This is a genomic window from Polyangium sp. y55x31, assembly GCF_029946505.1.
Classification (GTDB): domain Bacteria; phylum Myxococcota_A; class Polyangia; order Polyangiales; family Polyangiaceae; genus Polyangium.
Genome location: NZ_JARZHG010000006.1, coordinates 130406 through 147601 on the forward strand (window position 1 = coordinate 130406; position 17196 = coordinate 147601).

Here is a 17196-nt window from a genome sequence, read left to right on the forward strand (position 1 = left end):
AGCGTCCGACCTTTCAGCCTGTCAACGCGCGCTCCCCGTATGCAGCCCACCCCAGGACCATCAGGAACAATTGACGCGTCCACGCGAGATCGGTACGTGTCCCGGTCTCGATCCTTACGGAAGGCGCAATGGCCCTCGATCTCTCGAGTCTGGGCTTCACCACGGAGCCGAGTTCGTTCACCTACGACTGGAAGACGCTCGCGCTCTACGCGCTCGGCATCGGCGCGAAGCGCGACGAGCTCGCCTACCTCTACGAAGGCACCGAAGGCGGGCTGAAGGTTTATCCGACGTTCGCCGTGATCCCCGCGACCGAGCCGGTGTTCAAGTCGCTCGCGCGCACGGGTGGCAACTTCGCCATGGTCGTCCACGGCGGCCAGAAGATCCGCGCCCTCGCGCCGATCCCACCCTCCGGCACGCTGCTCACGACCGCCACGATCCGCGGCATCTACGACATGAAGAAGCTCGCGCAGGTCGTCATCGACACGACGACCACGCTCGAAGGCGGCGAGCGCGTCTACGAGACGACCTGGTCGATCCTCTACCGCGGCGAAGGCGGCTTCAGCGGCCCGCGTCCGCCCGGCGATCCGGACGAACCTTCGATCCCCAAGGATCGCGAGCCGACGTTCACCCACGAAGAAACGACGTCCCCGGAGCAAGCCCTGCTCTACCGCCTGTGCGGCGACTACAACCCGCTGCACGCCGACCCTGCGTTCGCCGCGTCCGTGGGCTTCCCGCAGGGCCCGATCCTGCACGGCCTCGCGACGTACGGGTTCGCGGCGCGTGCCGTGGTGAAGGGCCTCCTCGGGGGAGATGCCTCGCGCTTGCGGCTTTTGTCCGCACAATTCCGCAAGCCGGTCTGGCCCGGGGACACGATCGTCACGCAGGGATACTTGCTCGAAGGTGGAAAGGTGGCGCTCCAGGCGAGCGTGAAGGGAAGACCGGAAGCAGTCCTCACGGGCGGATACGCGGAGATCGCCTGACGAGCCGCCGAGGCGCGTGCTAACTCGACCGGACCGATCACAGGGTCATCGCCGCCCGCGCGGCAAGAACGGTGGGGCAAAGCCCTCTCTCTGAAGAAGTCATCATGAGCAAAGAGACCAAGAAGCAGCCCAAGGCCGAACAGGATCCCGAGCTCGACAAGGAGCAGGATCAGGACGAGGAAGAGGAAGAGGACGAGGAGGAAGAGGGCGCGGAAGGCGAGTCCGAAGACGAGGACGAGGAAGAGGACGAAGAGGAAGACGAAGAAGAGGACGAAGAGGAAGACGAGCACGCGCAGCACCAGGGCCACGACGCCGCCGCACACGGCGACGACGAGGATCCCTACTGGTGGACGCCGCACGTCGTCCTGGCCGTGCTCGTGCTCGTCGGCATCCTCGGCTTCTTCGGCATGTTCAACAAGCCGCTCGGCTTCCTCGCCGCGAAGCCCCAGGGCGGCGGCGCGCACACGGAGACGGCCGCGACGCAGCCTGCCACCCCGGCGACGCCCGCGACGCCGCCTCGCCCCACGGCGCCTGCGCAGCAGCAGCCGCCGCGCGAGATGTTCGGCGCGAAGCACTTCCTCGTGATGTACAAGGGCAGCATGCGCGCGCCCGCGAACATCACGCGCACGAAGGAAGAGGCGAAGACGCGCGCCGAGGAGGGCCTGAAGAAGGTCAAGGACGGCGCGAAGTTCGAGACGATCGTCGGGGAGTACAGCGACGAGCCGAACGCCGGCGCCCGCGGCGGCGACCTCGGCCTCTTCCCGAAGGGCGCGATGGTCGCTCCCTTCCAGGAGGCGGTCGAGAAGCTGAAGGTCAACGAGGTCAGCGGCCTCGTCGAGACGCCCTTCGGCTACCACGTCATTTTGAGGACGAAGTAATTCGTCGACGGGGATGGGGGACGCGGGCAGACGCCGCGTCCCCTCGCCTCCCTCACTTCTTGGCGATCGCGTCCTTCAGCCGCGCGATCTTCTCGTCCTTGCCGAGCGAGACCTTCGTGACCTCGTCGGCCGTCATCCCGCTGCGCAGCACGCGCACCTCGTCGCCGATGCCCACGAGCCGGCTGCCCGTGCGCGCGACGATCCACTCGACTGCGGGCGCCTCGCCTTCCTTGCTCATGAAGCGCACGGCGCCGTCGCCGATCCCCTTCTCTTTTTGCGCCCCGGGCCCCTTGCCGAGCGTGGCGAGCACGTCCTTCGCCTGCTCGTCGTCCGCGCGCACCATCACGGCGAACCGATACCGTTTGTCCCCGTCCTTGTAGTAGCCGAACGCGCCGCCGCCCGTGCTCGGGATCCCCAGGAGATCCTTGGTCACCACGCGCACGCCGAGCGGGATCCGGTTCGCCTCGGGCAGCGCTGCCGCGGCCGGCGGGAGCGCCGTCTCGCCCGGCAGCTTCGCCCCGATCTCCTTCACGAGCGGCGCGAGCAGTTTGTCCCCGAGCGCCTTGATCGCGGGCTCCGCCGCGGCCTCGTCGTTGTACGTGATCTCCGCGAGGTGCGCGCCGCGCCAGAGGTACGCCGTCCCGAGCCCGAGCGCCGCAGCGCCCCCGCCCTCGATGGGCCGCGGCGTGTCCTCGCCCGCGGGATCCCCGTCGCCGACGACGCGCTTCGTGAACATCGCGTACGCGCCCTCGGTCGAGCCGAACTTGGAGAGGTGCACGTCGATGGTCGCCGCGCTGCCGCCGCCGTCGACGTACCTGAGCTCGACGACGCGGCGAACGCCGAAGCCTTTGTAGATCTCGCACTCGCCGTCGAACATGTCGCAGATCTGATCGAGCGGGAGGCTGCCGCCTTCGCCGTACGTCTTGTCGCCGCCGTTCGGGTCGAGGCAGAAGTTCGCCGTGGTGCGCGGGAAAAACGCCGCGGACTGCGCGTCGGACAGGGTCCCGCCGCCGCCCGCGCAGGCCGCGGGTTTCGCCGCGGGAGGCGGCGGTGGCGCCGCGCCGCGAGGCTCCTCGTTCTTGCAAGCGCTGACGAGGGCGAGGGCGAGGAGGGAACCGAATGCCGCATGCCTTTGGATCATGGTCGACCGCACATGCAACGATCAGAAGACCGGTGCAAGGGCGCGAGGCCCCCGGCCCCCCGGATCCCGCAACTTTTGCAGAGCGTCGCAATCCGTAGCGGCTCGTCCCGCGCCACACCTCGCATCGGGCCTTGCTCTCGGCCCATTCAGCTTCCCCGAAAACTTTTTCTTCGAGGCACGAGGCTTGCTACCAATCATGTTGGTGGCTCGTTTCCTTTCTCGCCGGCTTCCCAGGGCGCGCGCTGCAATCGCGGTGGTGCGGCGGCGTGGCTTCACGCTGACCGAGATCCTCGTGGTCATCTTCATGATCACGCTGCTCGCCGCGGTCGCGTCGCCTGCGTTCATCCGGATCATGCGCGACATCGGCCTGAGTCGGCTTACGATGCAGCTCGCTGAGATCTACCGCCGCGGCTACGTCGAGTCGTCCGAGCGCGCCACGTTCCTCGTGCGCTTCCGCAAGCCGAGCGGCGCCGTGCAGGTCGAGACCGTGCGCGCCGCGCTCGACACGCCCGCGCCGACTTTGATCTCGCCGCGCGGCTGCAACACGATCGACTGGGCCGACCCCACCCTCGAGCGACAAACCTATCGGTTCGCCTCGACCGACAAGAAGACCATCGTCGACGTCGGCTTCCTCGGCCCCGACAACTCGAACCAGGAGATCGCCGACGTCTGCTTCGCGCGCCGCACCGCGTTCGTCCGGTACAACGACGGCGCGTTCGTGCAGATGGTCGGCGCGGCGAAGCTCTCCGTGACGAACCTCGCGAACGGCCGGGTTCGCCGCGTGCTCGTGCCGTCGTTCGGCCTGCCGAGGGTGATCCAATGAAGCGGGCTCTGCGTGGCTACACGGTCATCGAGGTGATGATGGCCCTCGCGATCCTCGCGGTCGGCGCGACGGGCGTGATCGCGCTGCAGAAGGTCGCGCTGATCGGCAACTCGAACGCGCGGGTCGGCGACGGCGCGCGGCAGGTGGCGTCCACGTGGGCCGAGCGGCTCAAGATCGACGCGCTCCAGTGGAACGATCCGCTCGGCGTTTCGGACCTCGGCGAGACGCGCTGGCTCGTCTCTTCGGGCGTGTACGATCCCGTGAACCCGCCGGGCCCGGGACAATGGATCCTCGCGCCCGAGGTCTCCGGCTGGAGCTCGCCCGTGGCCGACATCCACGGCGCCGACGTGCCCGTCGGCGACACCACGACGAACGGCGTGTTCTGCACGCACCTGCAGATGGCGCGCGCCGTCCAGAAGCCCCTCTCGCTGGTCGGCGCGACGCACCCGATCGCCGTCCGCGCGCTCGTTCGCGTGATCTGGCGCCGCGACCTCGCGCCGATCACCGAGTGCCGCACGACCGCACCCGCGAACATCGAGGAGAACGACGCGCGGTACGGCTTTTATTACCTCTCCACCGTGGTCGGCCAGGCGGAGGCCTCGAACTGATGCGCGCGAAGAACCGCACCCCAAAGAGCGGCGATCGGCGCGGCTTCACGCTCGTCGAGCTGCTCGTCGCGATCACCGCGGGCGCGCTCGTCGCCGCCGCGGCCGTGCTCCTTTCGAAGAACGCGGTGCGCATCTTCCAGGAGGAAGCGCGCATGTCGTACGCGCAGGTCGCCGTGTCGATGGGCCTCGGCCGCCTGGGCACGGACCTCGAGCACGCCGGCCGCAACACCACGCGAAACCCCTTCACGGATCGACGCATCTGCGCCCAGACGAACCTCGTCGACTGGCCGGCGGGCATGCGCAGGCTCGCGCCCGTCGTCATCGAGGCCCGCCCCGATCTGCCGCAGAACGCGGGCAACGACCTGCGGAACGAGCGCATCACGATCGCGGGTGACCTCGACTCCGGCGAGAACTTCGTCATGAGCACGACGCTGCCCGGCGCGAGCACCACGACGATCGTGCTCCAGCCGCAGAGCCGCGCGATCCGCCGCCTCGCGGCGCTCACGCAGAACGGCAACGTCGCTTCCAGGCTCGCCGAGCTCTTCCGCGCCGGCCGCATCCTGCACATCGAGGGACCGACGCACGATTATTACGGCCGCATCCAGGGGTTTGCCGCGACGGGCACGCCGATCAGCTCGATCCAGGTGACGATCGAGAACACGCCCCTCGTGCCGATCCAGACCTCGCAAGGCACGGGCTCGTCGTGCGCGATCAAGGGCTTCGGAAGCGGCTGGCCCGTGCACGTGATCTCGCGCGTCCGTTACGAGCTCCGGTCCGTCGTGGCCGACGCGAGCTTCGCCGATTACGTGCAGCCGCTGAACCCCGTGACCGGCGACGCCGATCGCACCGAGCTCGTGCGTGTCGAGCTCGCGCCGGACGACAGCGAGATCCCCGGCACGCTGGAGCTCGTCACCGAGTACGCGATCGCGCTGCGCTTCGGCATCACCGCGCTCACCGTCACCTCGCAGCCGGACGCGCCGGTCCTCGAGCGCTTCCCGATCACCGATCCCGTGCCGAACGCGCAGGTCTACGCGATCGCGGGCTCGCCCGACGTGCAAGGCAGCCGGCCCGAGGCCGTGCGCTCGGTGCAGGTTCGTCTCTCCACGCGTTCCCGCGCGCCCGATCGACCCACGCAGATCGCGGCGCCCGCGGGCCGCCCCTTCCGCTTCCTCGTGGGGAGCGCGAAGGGCGCGGATCGTTTCGCGCGCGTCCGCACGCTCGAGCGCGAATTCGCGCTCGTGAACACGCGTGGAGGTGAGCCGTGAGCGAGCTCGTCCGAACGAACCCGAGCGCGATCACGCGCCGCCGCGCGCGCCGCGGCGAGCGCGGGGCCACCGTCTTCGTGGTCGTGCTCGTCATCGCGATGCTCACGGGCATCGGCCTCTTCGCCGCGCAGGCGAGCACCATCGCCACGAGCACGAGCGGCACCTCGCGCGTCACCACGCAGAGCCGCTACTTCGGCGAGAGCGCGATGAACGCCGTCACCGCGAAGGTCTCGCGTGACCTAGGCGCGCAGATCGATTTCCTCGCGCGGCAGAACTCCACGGAGTGCCTCGGCATGTCGGGCGACCCGTACTACCAGAACTGCACGCGGTTCGGCCGGACGTACCTCGAGAAGGAGCTCGGCTTCGCGCTCTTCCAGCCGTACGACCCGCAGACCGGCAATCACGGCACGCTCGGCCGCATCGAAAACGCCTCGGCCGATCTGCTCGTCGAGATGAACGACCTCTACCGCGTCGATCGCCCCATCGCGGGCTTCGACTACACCTCCGCGGGCGCGGCGAACGTCCACTTCATGAGCGTCATGCTTCATGGAACGGGCCGCATCCGGCTCGAACCGCCGGGCGGAGTCGCGAGCACCCTTTCGAGCACCACCTTCCGCGCCGAGCTCGTCGTCGGACCGATCTCCGGACCTTGACGGAGGACCCATGCGAACCCTGACCCGCGTCCTCTCCCCCAGCATCGCCGCCGCAACGTTGCTCTCGATCGCGTCCTTCGCGCCCGTCGCCGAGGCGCAAATGGACATCAACCCGCCGCTGCCGAACGTGCTGCTCGTCATCGACACCTCGGGGTCGATGGAGAACATGGCGAACGGCAAGCGCCCCGAGGAGGCCGGCGCGACGTGTGTCCCCGGCACGGCCACGCCGCTGAACCGCTGGTCCACGCTGGTCACGGTGCTGACGGGGACGATCCAGAACTTCTCGTGCTTCGCGCAGGATCGATCGTCGACCTCGTTCCTCAACGAGTTCACCCTGCCGAACGGCCCCGAGCCCTACGACTACAAGTACTACCTGCCGTTCCACCGCATCCTCTCGAACGGCTGCGCGTACGGTCCGGGCTCGATGGGCGCGGCCTGGTGGGACTGGCCCGCGAACGCGCTGAAGACGCACGCGTGGAACAACACGAGCCAGGCCTGCGCGTCGCCGGGGTTCCAGCAGGCGAACGACGGTCTGCTCGACACGTACCGCGATCGCGTCCGCTTCGGCCTGATGACGTTCGACACGCTGCCCGATCCCGGCACCGGCGCGAGCGGATCCGCGCCCGCGCCGAACGACGGCACGAAGGGCATGTGGAGCTACTACCCGAACTGGAGCTCCGGCGGCTCGCCCGCGAACGGCAACCCTCCGAACTGCGCGACCCACGACTTCGAGGTCGGCGGGCGAAACCCCGCCGCGCCGCCGTGGGAAGGCCGCCTCATCGGCTTCGGCACGCACGACGCGCCGATCGCGCAGATCCAGCAGACGAACGATCGCATCCAGGCCTCGCTCCTCGCGATGCGGCCCTACGGCGCGACCCCGATCGCGGGCATCCTCGCCGACGCGCGTGATTACCTGCTGAACGACGGCTCGAACGATCCGGCCACGGGCAAACCCTTCGGCCCAAAGAACGATCCGTACGTCGCAGGCCAGTGCCGCAACCAGTTCGTCATCGTGCTCTCGGACGGCGAGCCGAACCTCGACCTGCGCGAGTCGTGCGGGACCGGCAACGGCAAGTGCCCCTACCCGCGGCCGCACGAGATCGCGCACCAGCTCGCGACGCTGTCGAACCCGATCAAGACCTTCGCCATCGGCTTTGGTTTGTCGCAGGCCGGCGGCACCGACTGCAGCACGCTCACGCAGGCCGACATCGTGAACCCCGGCGGCCTCTGCTCGAACGCGACGGGCACGCTCAAGGCATGCTGCACGCTCTCGCGCATCGCCTACGAGGGCGGCACGAAGCGCGCGTTCTTCGCGAACGACCTGCCTACGCTGAAGAGCGCGCTCGATCAGGTCCTCGCCGTCGTCTCGGCCGGCTCGACGAGCCGCACGATCCCCGTCTTCTCCACGGCCGGCGCCACGACGAGCCAGGGCAACGCCCAGGCCGCCGGCTACCAGTTCGTCACGTCCTTCGACGCGCCGGTCGGCTCGCTCTGGACCGGCAACCTCGAACGCAAGCGCTACGTCTGCGAGAACCAGAACGGCATCCTCAAGCCCGTGCTCGCGTCGATCGAGCAGGCCAAGGGCGACGACTTCGAGGCGAACCTCAACACGAACACGCCCGGTCGCAAGTTCTTCACGCTCATCGGCCCGCAGGCGAACGGGCAGATCCACTCGCGCCGCTCGCTCCGGCCGAGCCTCGTCACGGACGACGGCCTCGGCCTCTACGGCGGCACGAGCACGGGCCTGGTCGACGGCTCGGTGTTCGCGTCGACGCTCGCGCAGACGCCGCTCGCGCTCGACATCCCGTCGAGCCCCGTGCCCGACACGTGCAAGGCGATCGCGGGCTCGGGCGCGAACGCGAGCACCTGCGCCGACACGGTGGTCCGCTGGGAGGTCGGCCTGCCCGGCGTGCCGCAGTCGCGGTACGGCAACGGCTTCGGCAGCATCTACCACGCCTCGCCCATCACGATGGGCGCGCCGAAGGAGTTCCTCCGCGACGAGTCGTACGCCGCGTTCGCCGCCGATCCCGTGATCAAGAAGCGCCCGCTCGTGCTCTTCGCGGCCACGACCGACGGCCAGCTCCACGCCTTCAAGGTCGCGTCGAACGATCCGGCCGACACGCAGCGCGTCGACACGCTGCAGAACAACGAGCTCTGGTCGTTCCTCCCGCCGCACGTGCTCCCCGGTCTTTTGCCCACGTACGGTCGGCAGGCGTTCCTGCTCGATGGAAGCCCCGTCGTGAAGGACGTGATCTTCCAGCGCACGCGCGCGCAGGCGCAGGCCGGCGCGGCGGGCTCGCCGTGGCGGAGCGTGCTCGTCGCGGCCGGCGGCCTCGGCGGCAGCTTTTACTACGCGCTCGACGTGACGAACGCGACGGATCCGAAGTTCCTCTGGCAGCTCTCGACGAACACGAGCGGCGAGCCGCTCTTCGGGGCGACCACGATCAAACCCGCGATCGCCACGATCGCCGTCGACGACGGCAACAACGACGTGAAGGAGGTCGCCGTCGCGATCCTCCCGGGCGGCACGACGACGCTCACGAACGGGAGCTGCCCGCGCCTCAAGTCGACGACGCGCGTCTCGTCGTCCGACGCGTACCAGCCCAAGGTCAGCGGAGACGTCGTGCGGTGCTGGCACGACGCGAACGGCCGGGTCGGCGCGGCGCGTTCGCTCTCGATCGTCCGCCTCGACACGGGCGAGCTGCTCATGAACTTCCGTGGCAAGGCCGACGACGGCCCCACGCTGCCCTCGACGAAGGTGAAGGCAGAGTCCTTCGATTCGCCCGTCACCGGCGTCCCCGTCCCGTATCCCTCGCAGCCGGGCCAGGTCTCCGATCGCATCTACGTCGGCGACGCGGACGGGACGCTCTATCGCATCAACCTCACCTCGCCGAAGCCCGACAAGTGGACCGTCGATCTCGCATGGGACGCGTACGCGTTCGGCAACGACACGGCCGCGACGCGCCAGCCCATCGAGACGCCGCCGATCGTCACGGTCGATCCGATCGGCAACCCCGTCGTGCTCCTCTCGACCGGTGATCAGGAGACGTTCACGTCGAGCGCGGGCGTGCAGACGCGCGCGTGGTCGATCCGCGAGGAGCCGGACGGCGCGGGCTCGTTCGTCACGAAGAGCAACTGGGTCATCCCCTTCGAGAACGGCGTGCGCGTGACCGGCCCGATCTCGCTCTTCAACGGCGTCGCCTACTTCTCGACGTTCACGCCGACCGGCCCGCAAGGCAACGCGTGCTCCGACGGCTACGGCGCCGTCTGGGGCGTCGACTACTACCGGAAGACTGCTTGCAGTGCCAACGGTCCCACGCCGCCGACGGACTGGCCTTGCCCGCGGTACGTGCAGGATCCGGTGAACGCGCCGCAGACGGTGAGCTTCTTCGAGAACCAGCCGCCTGGCACCGTCGTGTTCGGCGTGGCCGTCACGCAGACGCCGAGCTGCTACGAGCAGCTCAACTTCGACGACCCCGCGTTCGGCCCGATGTCGGTCGTGAACAACTCGACCGCGGGCGAGTTCCAGCTCGTCTTCCAGACCGGTCAGGGCGGCACGTCGAGCGAGAACTCGAAGACGAACACCGTGACGAAACGCCTGCCGCCGCCGCGCACCTCGGTGAGGATCGACTCGTGGGGCCTCGTCCTCGAGTGAACCACGCAATCCTCTGCGCCGCGGCGCTCGTGCTGCTCTCCGCCTGCCGCGGGGAAGGCGAACGCCGCGCGCCCGCCGGCGCCGCCTCCGCGGCCCCGGCCCCGCGCCCCGATCAGCTCGCGCCCGGCGAGCTCGCCGAGGGCACGGTCGATGCGTTTGGGCTCAAACTACCTCGCGCCCTGACGGTCACCGCGCAGTTCCCCGACGCCTTCTTCGCGCGGGGCAGCCTGCGCGCCGAGGACGTCGCGACGTACGTGAAGGCGCGTGTCGTCGCCGAACGCGTCGAGTCGGCCCCGCCAAAAACCGTGTTCCACGGCGCGACCGTGAAGTCCGCGGCCGCGCCTGCGCGTGTGCTCGAGATCGAGGTCCTCATGCGGGACGATCACACCGAGATCGTCGTGCGCGACGTGACCCGGCCCCCCGCGAAGGACGGCCTGACCGAGGAAGAACGGTGGCGCGAGCTCGGCCTCACACCGCAGGGGCAACCTCTCGATCCTACGAAGCTCGAATGAAGCCTCCGCCGAGAGGCGCGGCGCGTCATCGATCGTGCAGGCTGCGATCGTGCGTCCGTGCTGAACCGCACGGGACGGCCATCGACTTTGACCCCGAATCGGACTACATCGCGCGGGGTGTCGACCATGGATCAGCCCCAGGTACCGCTTCGCAGGACCCCTCTTTACGATGAGCACGTCGCGCTCGGCGGCCGCCTCGTGCCCTATGCGGGCTGGGAAATGCCCGTGCAGTACAAGGGCGTCACGGAAGAGCACCGCGCCGTGCGCACGGCCGTCGGGATCTTCGACGTCTGCCACATGGGCGAGCTCGTCCTTTCGGGCGACTACGCGGCGGACGTGGTCAACTACCTCATCACGAACGACGCGAAGCGCCTCATGGACGGGCAGGCGCTCTACACCGTCGCGTGCAACGACGCGGGCACGATCCTCGACGACCTCATCGTCTACCGCGTGTCGCAGACCAAGTGGCTCATCGTCTGCAACGCTGCGAACCGCGACAAGATGGCTGCGCATTTCCGGGCCGCCGCGGTGAACCACTGCGACTTCGACGACGCCTCCGATCGCACGGCGCTCATCGCGCTGCAGGGCCCGAAGGCCCTCGCGCTGCTCGCGCAGGCGGGCGGCGACGGCCCCGCGCTCGCGGAGCTTCCGAGCTTCCACTTCCGCGACGCCACGCTGGCGAACGTCCCGTGCACGGTCGCGCGCACGGGTTACACGGGCGAGGACGGCGTCGAGATCTTCTGTCCCACGGACGGCGCGGCGCAGCTCTGGCGCGCCCTCGTCCAGCTCGGCGGCCCGCTCGGCCTGGAGCCCGCCGGCCTCGGCGCGCGTGACACGCTCCGCCTCGAAGCGCGCCTCTCGCTGTACGGCAACGAGATCGACGAGACGACGAACCCGCTCGAAGCCGGCCTCGGCTGGGTCGTCAAGCTCGGCAAGGGCGACTTCCTCGGTCGCACGGCGCTCGAGCGCTTCAAGGCCGCGGGCCTGACGCGCAAGCTCGTCGGCTTCGAGATGACCGGCCGCGGCATCGCGCGGCACGGCTACCCGTTCCTCGACAAGGTGGGGACCAAGGTCGGCGTGTGCACGAGCGGCAGCCCCGGCCCCACGGTCGGCAAGAACATCGGCCTCGGCTACCTGCCCACGTCGCTCGCCGAGGTGGGCACGTCGTTCGAGGTCGACTGCCGCGGCCGCTCGGTGAGCGCCGTGGTGGTGAAGACTCCGTTTTACAAGCGTTCGTCGTAGCAGAAGCGTCGTAGCAAGCGAAAGCGTGGCGTCACAGGGACAGGAGAGAGACTTCGTATGGCCAGCGATGATGTTCGTTCGGATCGTCGGTACACCAAGGATCACGAGTGGACGAAGGAGGAGGGCGGCCGGGTGCTCGTGGGCATCACGGCGTACGCCGTGGATCAGCTCGGTGACATCACGCTCGTGAACCTCGACGTGAAGGTCGGCGAGACGATCACTCGGGGCAAGGCCTTCGGGACCATCGAGAGCGTCAAGACGCTGAGCGATCTCTTCGCCCCGGTGAGCGGGAAGGTCGTGCAGATCAACCAACTCCTGGAGAGCGAGCCGGAGAAGGTGAACGAGGATTGTTACGACCTCGCCTGGATGATCGCCGTGGAGCCCTCCGATCGTAGCGAGCTCGATGGCCTGCTCGATGCCACCGCCTATACTGAGCTCCTGAAGACCGCCGCCCACTGACACGCGCCGCGGCCTCCTCATCTCTCTCCACACCCATGCGATACCTCCCTCATACACCCGAGGAGATCGCTTCGATGCTGGAGGCCGTCGGCCTGCCGTCGCTCGAGGCGCTCTACGAATCGATCCCCGCACGCGCCCGCTACGATCGCCCGCTCGACCTGCCCGCGCCGGTCGACGAGCCGTCGCTCATGCGCCACCTCGAAGAGCTGGCCCGCAAGAACCGCGCGGCCGGCATGCTCTCGTTCCTCGGCGCCGGCGCGTACGAGCATCATTTCCCGCCCGCCGCCGACCAGCTCCTCCTGCGCAGCGAGTTCTACACGGCGTACACGCCGTACCAGCCCGAGGTCGCGCAGGGCACGCTGCAGGTCATCTTCGAGTTCCAGACGATCGTCAGCGAGATCTTCGGCCTGCCGCTCGCGAACGCGTCGATGTACGACGGCGCGAGCGCAGCCGCCGAGGCCGTGCTCATGGCGCGCAGGCTCGTCGGTCGCGAGCACACGGTCATCTCCGCGGGCATCCACCCCGAGTACCTGGAGACGATCGAGACGCACGTGCGTGGCCTCGGGACGGGCAAGGCATCGCTCACGACGGTGCCCCTCGCCGCAGACGGCGCCGCGGACGTCGACGCACTCGCGACTGCGATCACGCAAGAGACCGCGTGTGTCGTCGTCGGGTACCCGAACTTCTACGGCTCGATCTGCGATCTCCGGAAGGTGGCCCAGGCCGCGCACGACAAGGGCGCGCTCGTGATCACGGCGACGCAGGATCCGTACGCGCTCGCGCTCCTCGAGTCGCCCGGCGCACTCGGCGCCGACATCGCCGTGGGCGAGGGACAGCCGCTCGGCCTCCCGCCGCAATTCGGCGGCCCCGGCGTCGGTCTCTTCGCATGCCGCGAAGACCGCAAGTACCTCCAGCAGATCCCCGGCCGCATCGTCGGCGAGACCGTCGACAAGGCAGGCAACCGCGGCTACGTGCTCACGCTCGCCACACGCGAGCAGCACATCCGCCGCGAGCGAGCCACGAGCAACATCTGCACGAACAGCGGCCTCTGCGCGACCGCGATGACCATCAAGATGTGCATGCTCGGCAAGAAGGGTTTCGTGGAGGCCGCGCGCCAGTGCCTCGCCAAGGCCGAATACCTGAAGCAGGCAATCGCAGGCCTCGAAGGCTATTCGCTGCCCTACCGCGCACCGACCTTCAACGAGTTCGTCGTGCGCGTGCGCGGCGGCGACGCAAAGAAGGTCTGCGAGAAGCTCGCCGCAGAGGACATCATCCCCGGCTTCGACCTCGGCCGCATCAGCGCCGATCGGAAAGGCGAGCTGCTCGTCGCCGTGACCGAGCGCCACACGCGCGCGGACCTCGACCGACTGGTCAAGGCGCTCGCGTCGATCTGAGAAGGAGCTCCACAGCGTCGCGCCGGGGTTTCACCCCGGGCCCCGACCAGGGGCTCTTCGCCCCTGGACCCGAACCAGGGCCAGCCCTGGACCTCTGATGCATCGACCGCGATGCGGTCGATGCACGAGTCGGAGCTTTCTCTGCCTCCGCCGACCTAGAAGAAACGCGGCGACGGTCCGAACGAGGCCGTCGCCGCGGGCGTTTGATACGCCGGGTACGGGTTCGGCCACGCGTCGAGCATCGACTGCCGGTAGATCGTCATGCGCAGGAAATCGATGCCGGCGATCGCGCCGAACGCAAGCGCGTCGCCCGTTCCGTAGAGCCCCTGCACGCCGATCGAGAAGCCGAGCGGCAAGCCGAGCGTGAGGCCGCCGGCCACACCACGCGAGTACGTCCCCCAGAGCCTCTGGTAGCCGCCCACGTCGAGCGCGACGCCAACCTTGCCCGCCTGAAAGCCGTGCGTGGCGAAACGCGCGAGCAAGGACAGGTCGAGGCCCTCGTCGACCACGGGCGTGAGCCGCGCGAGCCCTCCGACGATGAACGATCCATCCGGCGACGTGCCCACGCCGTAATCGATGTTGAAGGCCGCGCGCGGCGCGAGCGGAGCCGTCCCCTCTTTCCACGCGAGCGCCCCTGCCCCCGCGAACGCCCACGCCGACGCATCGGCCCGCGCGACGTCCGGCGCGAGCGCGACTCCGAGGGCGAGCGCGACTCCGATCCACGAAGCTTTCACGTTGCGACGCACGCAACCGCACCTAGCACGTTTTTCTGCGGCGGGTGAGGATCCGCCGCTCGACGATCCGCGCGACCTCCTCGTCGAAGAGCACCGTGTTGTGCCCTTGGCCTTCCATCACGATCACCTCGCCGCCGGGCAGGGCGTGCGACACGGGCGAACGCAGGACGGCGTCCGCCCTCGCGATGATCGAGAGGTGCGGGACGTTCGCCGTGGCCGAAGCAGCAAGGCGGATCCTGCGCAGAATCGCACTGTCCGGCGCGAGATCACGCGCCGCACCGAAACCGAGGGCGCTCGCCCCGACGACGCCCGCGAACGGGCTCGCCATCGAGATGGTCTGCACGACCCGCGTATCCCCCGCCTCCTGCGCGTAAAACCGCGCCACGACGCCGCCGAGGCTGTGCCCCACGAGGTGCAGGCGCGCTCCGCCGGGCAGCTCCGCGGTGAGCGCCGCGAGCCGCTCGGAGAGCTCCTCGACGCCGGGGCCCGGCGGATACGTCATCGCCGCGGCGTGCACACCCTTGTGACGCGTGATTGCGCGACGCATGGGGCGAAGGCCGCCTGCGGTCGCGAAGAGGCCGTGGAGGAGCACCACGACGTCGTCGCCGTCCTGCACTTCGGCCGGCGCCGCGGCTCCATCGAGATCGTGCCGCAGGAGCCACGCCTGCCGCCCGAACGCGAGGGCCTCGCGGCCCGCGTTCACGAGCGCGCGGGTCCAAGAGGGACGATCCGCCATGCCGCGAGGATGCCACGGACGGCGCCCGTGATCTTCAAGGTCGTACGAGCCACGCGTGGAAGCTCCGCCACGCGTTTTGCTTCGCCGTGATCTTCACGGAATCACGGCCGCCGATGGAGGAGAGCGGCACACGCGCCTCGAACCACGAAGCCTCGTCCCGCGCCGGGATCTCCACGGTTTGCATGCCTCCTCGAAGGAGCTCGATCACGAGCGTGATCGGTCCGCCTCCGTCGGTCCGGAGCACGAGCGTCGCGGGGCCTCGCTGGACGTGCGGCGCGACGACGAACGACTCGCTTTGCCCCTGCGGGATGATGCGGCCTGCATCGAACCGCGCGCGCCCGGCCGCGTCCCGCAACGTCGCGCCGATCACCCACCCGGCCTGCGGCCGCGGGAACGTGTATCCGTGCGCCCGTTCGTCCACGAGGTCCGCGATGTCGACCTCGTCGACCACGCCCGCCCGCGCCTCGTCGTTCGGAGCAAGCGTGGACCAATCCGCCGCATACACGACCTTCTCCGGCGCGGCGCAGATCACGTTGTCCTCGATCCGCACGGAGAACATTTGCTGTCCAAACGATCGTGCGAGATCGGGGAACCAGCTCGGATAGATCGCCATCACGTCGGGCCGATCGCTCGCCGGCATCCGCTCGATCAGCTCGACGATCGCGGGGATCCCGTGCACCGAAGCGCGGGCGAACGGCAGGTCGTGATAACCGCCGAGGCCGAGGCCATCGAGCGCGGAGAGGCCCGAGAGGTAGGGGATCGCGCCCGCGTCACCGACGAGGACCCGCCGAGGACGCGGCGAAAGCGCGGCGAGCCGGCGCGCGACCTCGGCTTGCTGATGCTCGATGTTGCCGGAGGCGCGAGCGAAATGATCGATCTGCCGCGGAAAGAGCCGCACAGGCGCGAGCACGGCGACGAGCGCGAGCCCGAGCCCGAGGACACGAAGCACCCGCCCCCTTCGCATCAGCTCCCCTGCGCCGAGCGCCGCGGCGACGAGCAAAAACAGGAGCGAAGGCACGGCGTACCGAAAGTTCTGGTACCGCGCCGTCGTGTTCAGCGACACGAGCAAGAGCATGCCGATCGCCCCCGCGACGAGCGGCAATGCGAGGAGGCGCGTGCGCCGCGCGAAGGCCGCGACGAGCACGAGGAGCGGCACGACGAACGAGAACGACGGTCCCCCGAGCGCGACGTCGAACGCCTGCGCCTGAAGCACGGCGAGGTTCTTGATCACCTCCACGGCCGCCTCGATCGGCGTGAGGTACGGGTTCGTCCCGACGAGCTTGCGGACGGCGCCCGCCTGGCTGATTTCCCCGGTGAACACGAGGTTCGCCGCCGCCTGCGCGGCCAGAAAAACCCCCATCGGTCCGAGCGCGCGGAGGAGCGAGGACCACGTGCCGAGCGAACGCGCGCCGTACACGATGGCGACACCGAGTGGCGCGACGAGCGCCGCGGACTCGGGCCGCGTCGCCGCGAGGAGCGCGCCCCAGAGCCCTGCGCGAAGCTGCGCCGAGGGACGCTCGTTCGGCGAAGCCGTCGTCGCGCGCCGCGCCGCGACGAGCAGGCGGCCAAGGATCCCCGCGAAGAGCGCGGTCTCCATGCCCGAGTACAGGCTCCAGTCGACGAGCGGTACCGCGAGGAGCAGGGGCGCCGCGATCCAGGCCGCGAGCCGCGGCGCGCCTTCGAGGAGCGTCCGCACCGAGCGGCAGAGATCCCACAGGCAAACGCACGCGATCGCCGCCGCGAAGTACGAGAGCGACGCGCCTCGCAGGCCGAGCGCCCACGCAGGCGCGAGCACGAGCGGATACGTGAGGCTCGTCCCGCCCGAGGAGTAGCCGTTCTCCGGCAGCCACGCGAACGGGTGGCCGAGGGCCGCCGATCGCGCGAATCCGTAGTGGATGTAGACGTCGTCGAGCGGGACCGGGAACACCCCGTCCGTCCGCTCGAACCCGGGCAGCCAGAACGCGAGGCCCGCCGCGATCACGAGGATCGCCGCGAAGACCGGAAACAGCACGGGCTCGCGGGGCCTATCGAGCATCGAGCGGGACTAACCACGAAACACGAGGTGCCGGAAGCGCTGATCGCTCGCCCTACGGCGCGCCGCGCTTTCCGCGCGTAT

15 protein-coding genes are annotated in these 17196 nt (G+C 69.4%); 11 read left to right on the top strand and 4 right to left on the bottom strand.

The features are described 5' to 3' along the window. Nucleotides 1-128 precede the first annotated feature (128 nt). Together QHF84_RS14170 and QHF84_RS14175 are read left to right on the top strand one after the other, a co-directional pair. Nucleotides 129-980: a MaoC/PaaZ C-terminal domain-containing protein gene (locus QHF84_RS14170; protein WP_281313806.1), complete on the top strand. Its 852-nt coding sequence runs from the start codon at nt 129-131 to the stop codon at nt 978-980. Between the two features lie 104 nt (nt 981-1084). Beyond that, nucleotides 1085-1858, top strand: a complete 774-nt coding sequence (locus QHF84_RS14175) for a peptidylprolyl isomerase (RefSeq protein ID WP_281313807.1) — start codon at nt 1085-1087, stop codon at nt 1856-1858. Nucleotides 1859-1910: 52 nt separating this feature from the next. On the opposite strand, the gene QHF84_RS14180 is transcribed toward QHF84_RS14175, so the two are convergent. Then, nucleotides 1911-2999, bottom strand: coding sequence for a DUF6599 family protein (locus QHF84_RS14180; RefSeq protein ID WP_281313808.1), 1089 nt, complete (start codon nt 2997-2999; stop codon nt 1911-1913). A 256-nt stretch (nt 3000-3255) separates the two neighbouring features. Here QHF84_RS14180 and QHF84_RS14185 point away from each other — a divergent pair, with 256 nt between their 5' ends. From QHF84_RS14185 to gcvPA, 9 genes are all read left to right on the top strand, one after another. Then, entirely contained in the window at nt 3256-3822 is a 567-nt protein-coding gene (locus QHF84_RS14185; RefSeq protein WP_281313809.1) for a prepilin-type N-terminal cleavage/methylation domain-containing protein, read from the top strand. Beyond that, nucleotides 3819-4430: a prepilin-type N-terminal cleavage/methylation domain-containing protein gene (locus tag QHF84_RS14190; RefSeq protein WP_281313810.1), complete on the top strand. Its 612-nt coding sequence runs from the start codon at nt 3819-3821 to the stop codon at nt 4428-4430. Before QHF84_RS14185 ends, QHF84_RS14190 begins: the two co-directional genes overlap by 4 nt. Next, nucleotides 4430-5695: a prepilin-type N-terminal cleavage/methylation domain-containing protein gene (locus QHF84_RS14195; RefSeq protein WP_281313811.1), complete on the top strand. Its 1266-nt coding sequence runs from the start codon at nt 4430-4432 to the stop codon at nt 5693-5695. The genes QHF84_RS14190 and QHF84_RS14195 overlap by 1 nt, the downstream gene beginning before the upstream one ends. Further along, the gene (locus QHF84_RS14200; protein ID WP_281313812.1) at nt 5692-6348 is read left to right on the top strand and encodes a hypothetical protein; all 657 of its coding nucleotides are present in this window, start codon (nt 5692-5694) and stop codon (nt 6346-6348) included. Before QHF84_RS14195 ends, QHF84_RS14200 begins: the two co-directional genes overlap by 4 nt. A gap of 10 nt (nt 6349-6358) precedes the next feature. Beyond that, on the top strand, nt 6359-10003 hold the full coding sequence (locus QHF84_RS14205; RefSeq protein ID WP_281313813.1) for a PilC/PilY family type IV pilus protein: 3645 nt from the start codon (nt 6359-6361) through the stop codon (nt 10001-10003). After that, entirely contained in the window at nt 10000-10515 is a 516-nt protein-coding gene (locus QHF84_RS14210) for a hypothetical protein (protein ID WP_281313814.1), read from the top strand. The genes QHF84_RS14205 and QHF84_RS14210 overlap by 4 nt, the downstream gene beginning before the upstream one ends. A 126-nt stretch (nt 10516-10641) precedes the next feature. Continuing rightward, nucleotides 10642-11757 carry a glycine cleavage system aminomethyltransferase GcvT gene (gcvT, locus tag QHF84_RS14215; RefSeq protein ID WP_281313815.1) on the top strand — a complete coding sequence of 372 codons (1116 nt, stop codon included), beginning with the start codon at nt 10642-10644 and terminating at the stop codon, nt 11755-11757. A gap of 57 nt (nt 11758-11814) precedes the next feature. Further along, nucleotides 11815-12216 carry a glycine cleavage system protein GcvH gene (gene gcvH, locus QHF84_RS14220; RefSeq protein WP_281313816.1) on the top strand — a complete coding sequence of 134 codons (402 nt, stop codon included), beginning with the start codon at nt 11815-11817 and terminating at the stop codon, nt 12214-12216. 35 nt (nt 12217-12251) lie between these two features. Further along, the gene (gene gcvPA, locus QHF84_RS14225; protein ID WP_281313817.1) at nt 12252-13610 is read left to right on the top strand and encodes an aminomethyl-transferring glycine dehydrogenase subunit GcvPA; all 1359 of its coding nucleotides are present in this window, start codon (nt 12252-12254) and stop codon (nt 13608-13610) included. Nucleotides 13611-13765: 155 nt separating this feature from the next. On the opposite strand, the gene QHF84_RS14230 is transcribed toward gcvPA, so the two are convergent. Genes QHF84_RS14230 through QHF84_RS14240 form a run of 3 tightly spaced genes read right to left on the bottom strand, consistent with a single transcriptional unit; the run spans nt 13766 to nt 17115 of the window. Next, complete coding sequence (locus QHF84_RS14230) at nt 13766-14356, bottom strand: hypothetical protein (RefSeq protein WP_281313818.1); 591 nt, start codon at nt 14354-14356, stop codon at nt 13766-13768. Nucleotides 14357-14366: 10 nt separating this feature from the next. Continuing rightward, a complete protein-coding gene (locus QHF84_RS14235) occupies nt 14367-15080 on the bottom strand; it encodes an alpha/beta fold hydrolase (protein ID WP_281313819.1) in 714 nt (237 codons plus the stop codon). 34 nt (nt 15081-15114) lie between these two features. Then, the gene (locus QHF84_RS14240; RefSeq protein ID WP_281313820.1) at nt 15115-17115 is read right to left on the bottom strand and encodes a hypothetical protein; all 2001 of its coding nucleotides are present in this window, start codon (nt 17113-17115) and stop codon (nt 15115-15117) included. Nucleotides 17116-17196: the final 81 nt, after the last annotated feature.

Coding starts and splice junctions, on each gene's coding strand:
- QHF84_RS14170 (WP_281313806.1), top strand. CDS start 129: ATGGCCCTCGATCTCTCGAGTCTGGGCTTCACCACGGAGCCGAGTTCG.
- QHF84_RS14175 (WP_281313807.1), top strand. CDS start 1,085: ATGAGCAAAGAGACCAAGAAGCAGCCCAAGGCCGAACAGGATCCCGAG.
- QHF84_RS14180 (WP_281313808.1), bottom strand. CDS start 2,999: ATGATCCAAAGGCATGCGGCATTCGGTTCCCTCCTCGCCCTCGCCCTC.
- QHF84_RS14190 (WP_281313810.1), top strand. CDS start 3,819: ATGAAGCGGGCTCTGCGTGGCTACACGGTCATCGAGGTGATGATGGCC.
- QHF84_RS14195 (WP_281313811.1), top strand. CDS start 4,430: ATGCGCGCGAAGAACCGCACCCCAAAGAGCGGCGATCGGCGCGGCTTC.
- QHF84_RS14205 (WP_281313813.1), top strand. CDS start 6,359: ATGCGAACCCTGACCCGCGTCCTCTCCCCCAGCATCGCCGCCGCAACG.
- gcvT (WP_281313815.1), top strand. CDS start 10,642: ATGGATCAGCCCCAGGTACCGCTTCGCAGGACCCCTCTTTACGATGAG.
- gcvH (WP_281313816.1), top strand. CDS start 11,815: ATGGCCAGCGATGATGTTCGTTCGGATCGTCGGTACACCAAGGATCAC.
- gcvPA (WP_281313817.1), top strand. CDS start 12,252: ATGCGATACCTCCCTCATACACCCGAGGAGATCGCTTCGATGCTGGAG.
- QHF84_RS14235 (WP_281313819.1), bottom strand. CDS start 15,080: ATGGCGGATCGTCCCTCTTGGACCCGCGCGCTCGTGAACGCGGGCCGC.
- QHF84_RS14240 (WP_281313820.1), bottom strand. CDS start 17,115: ATGCTCGATAGGCCCCGCGAGCCCGTGCTGTTTCCGGTCTTCGCGGCG.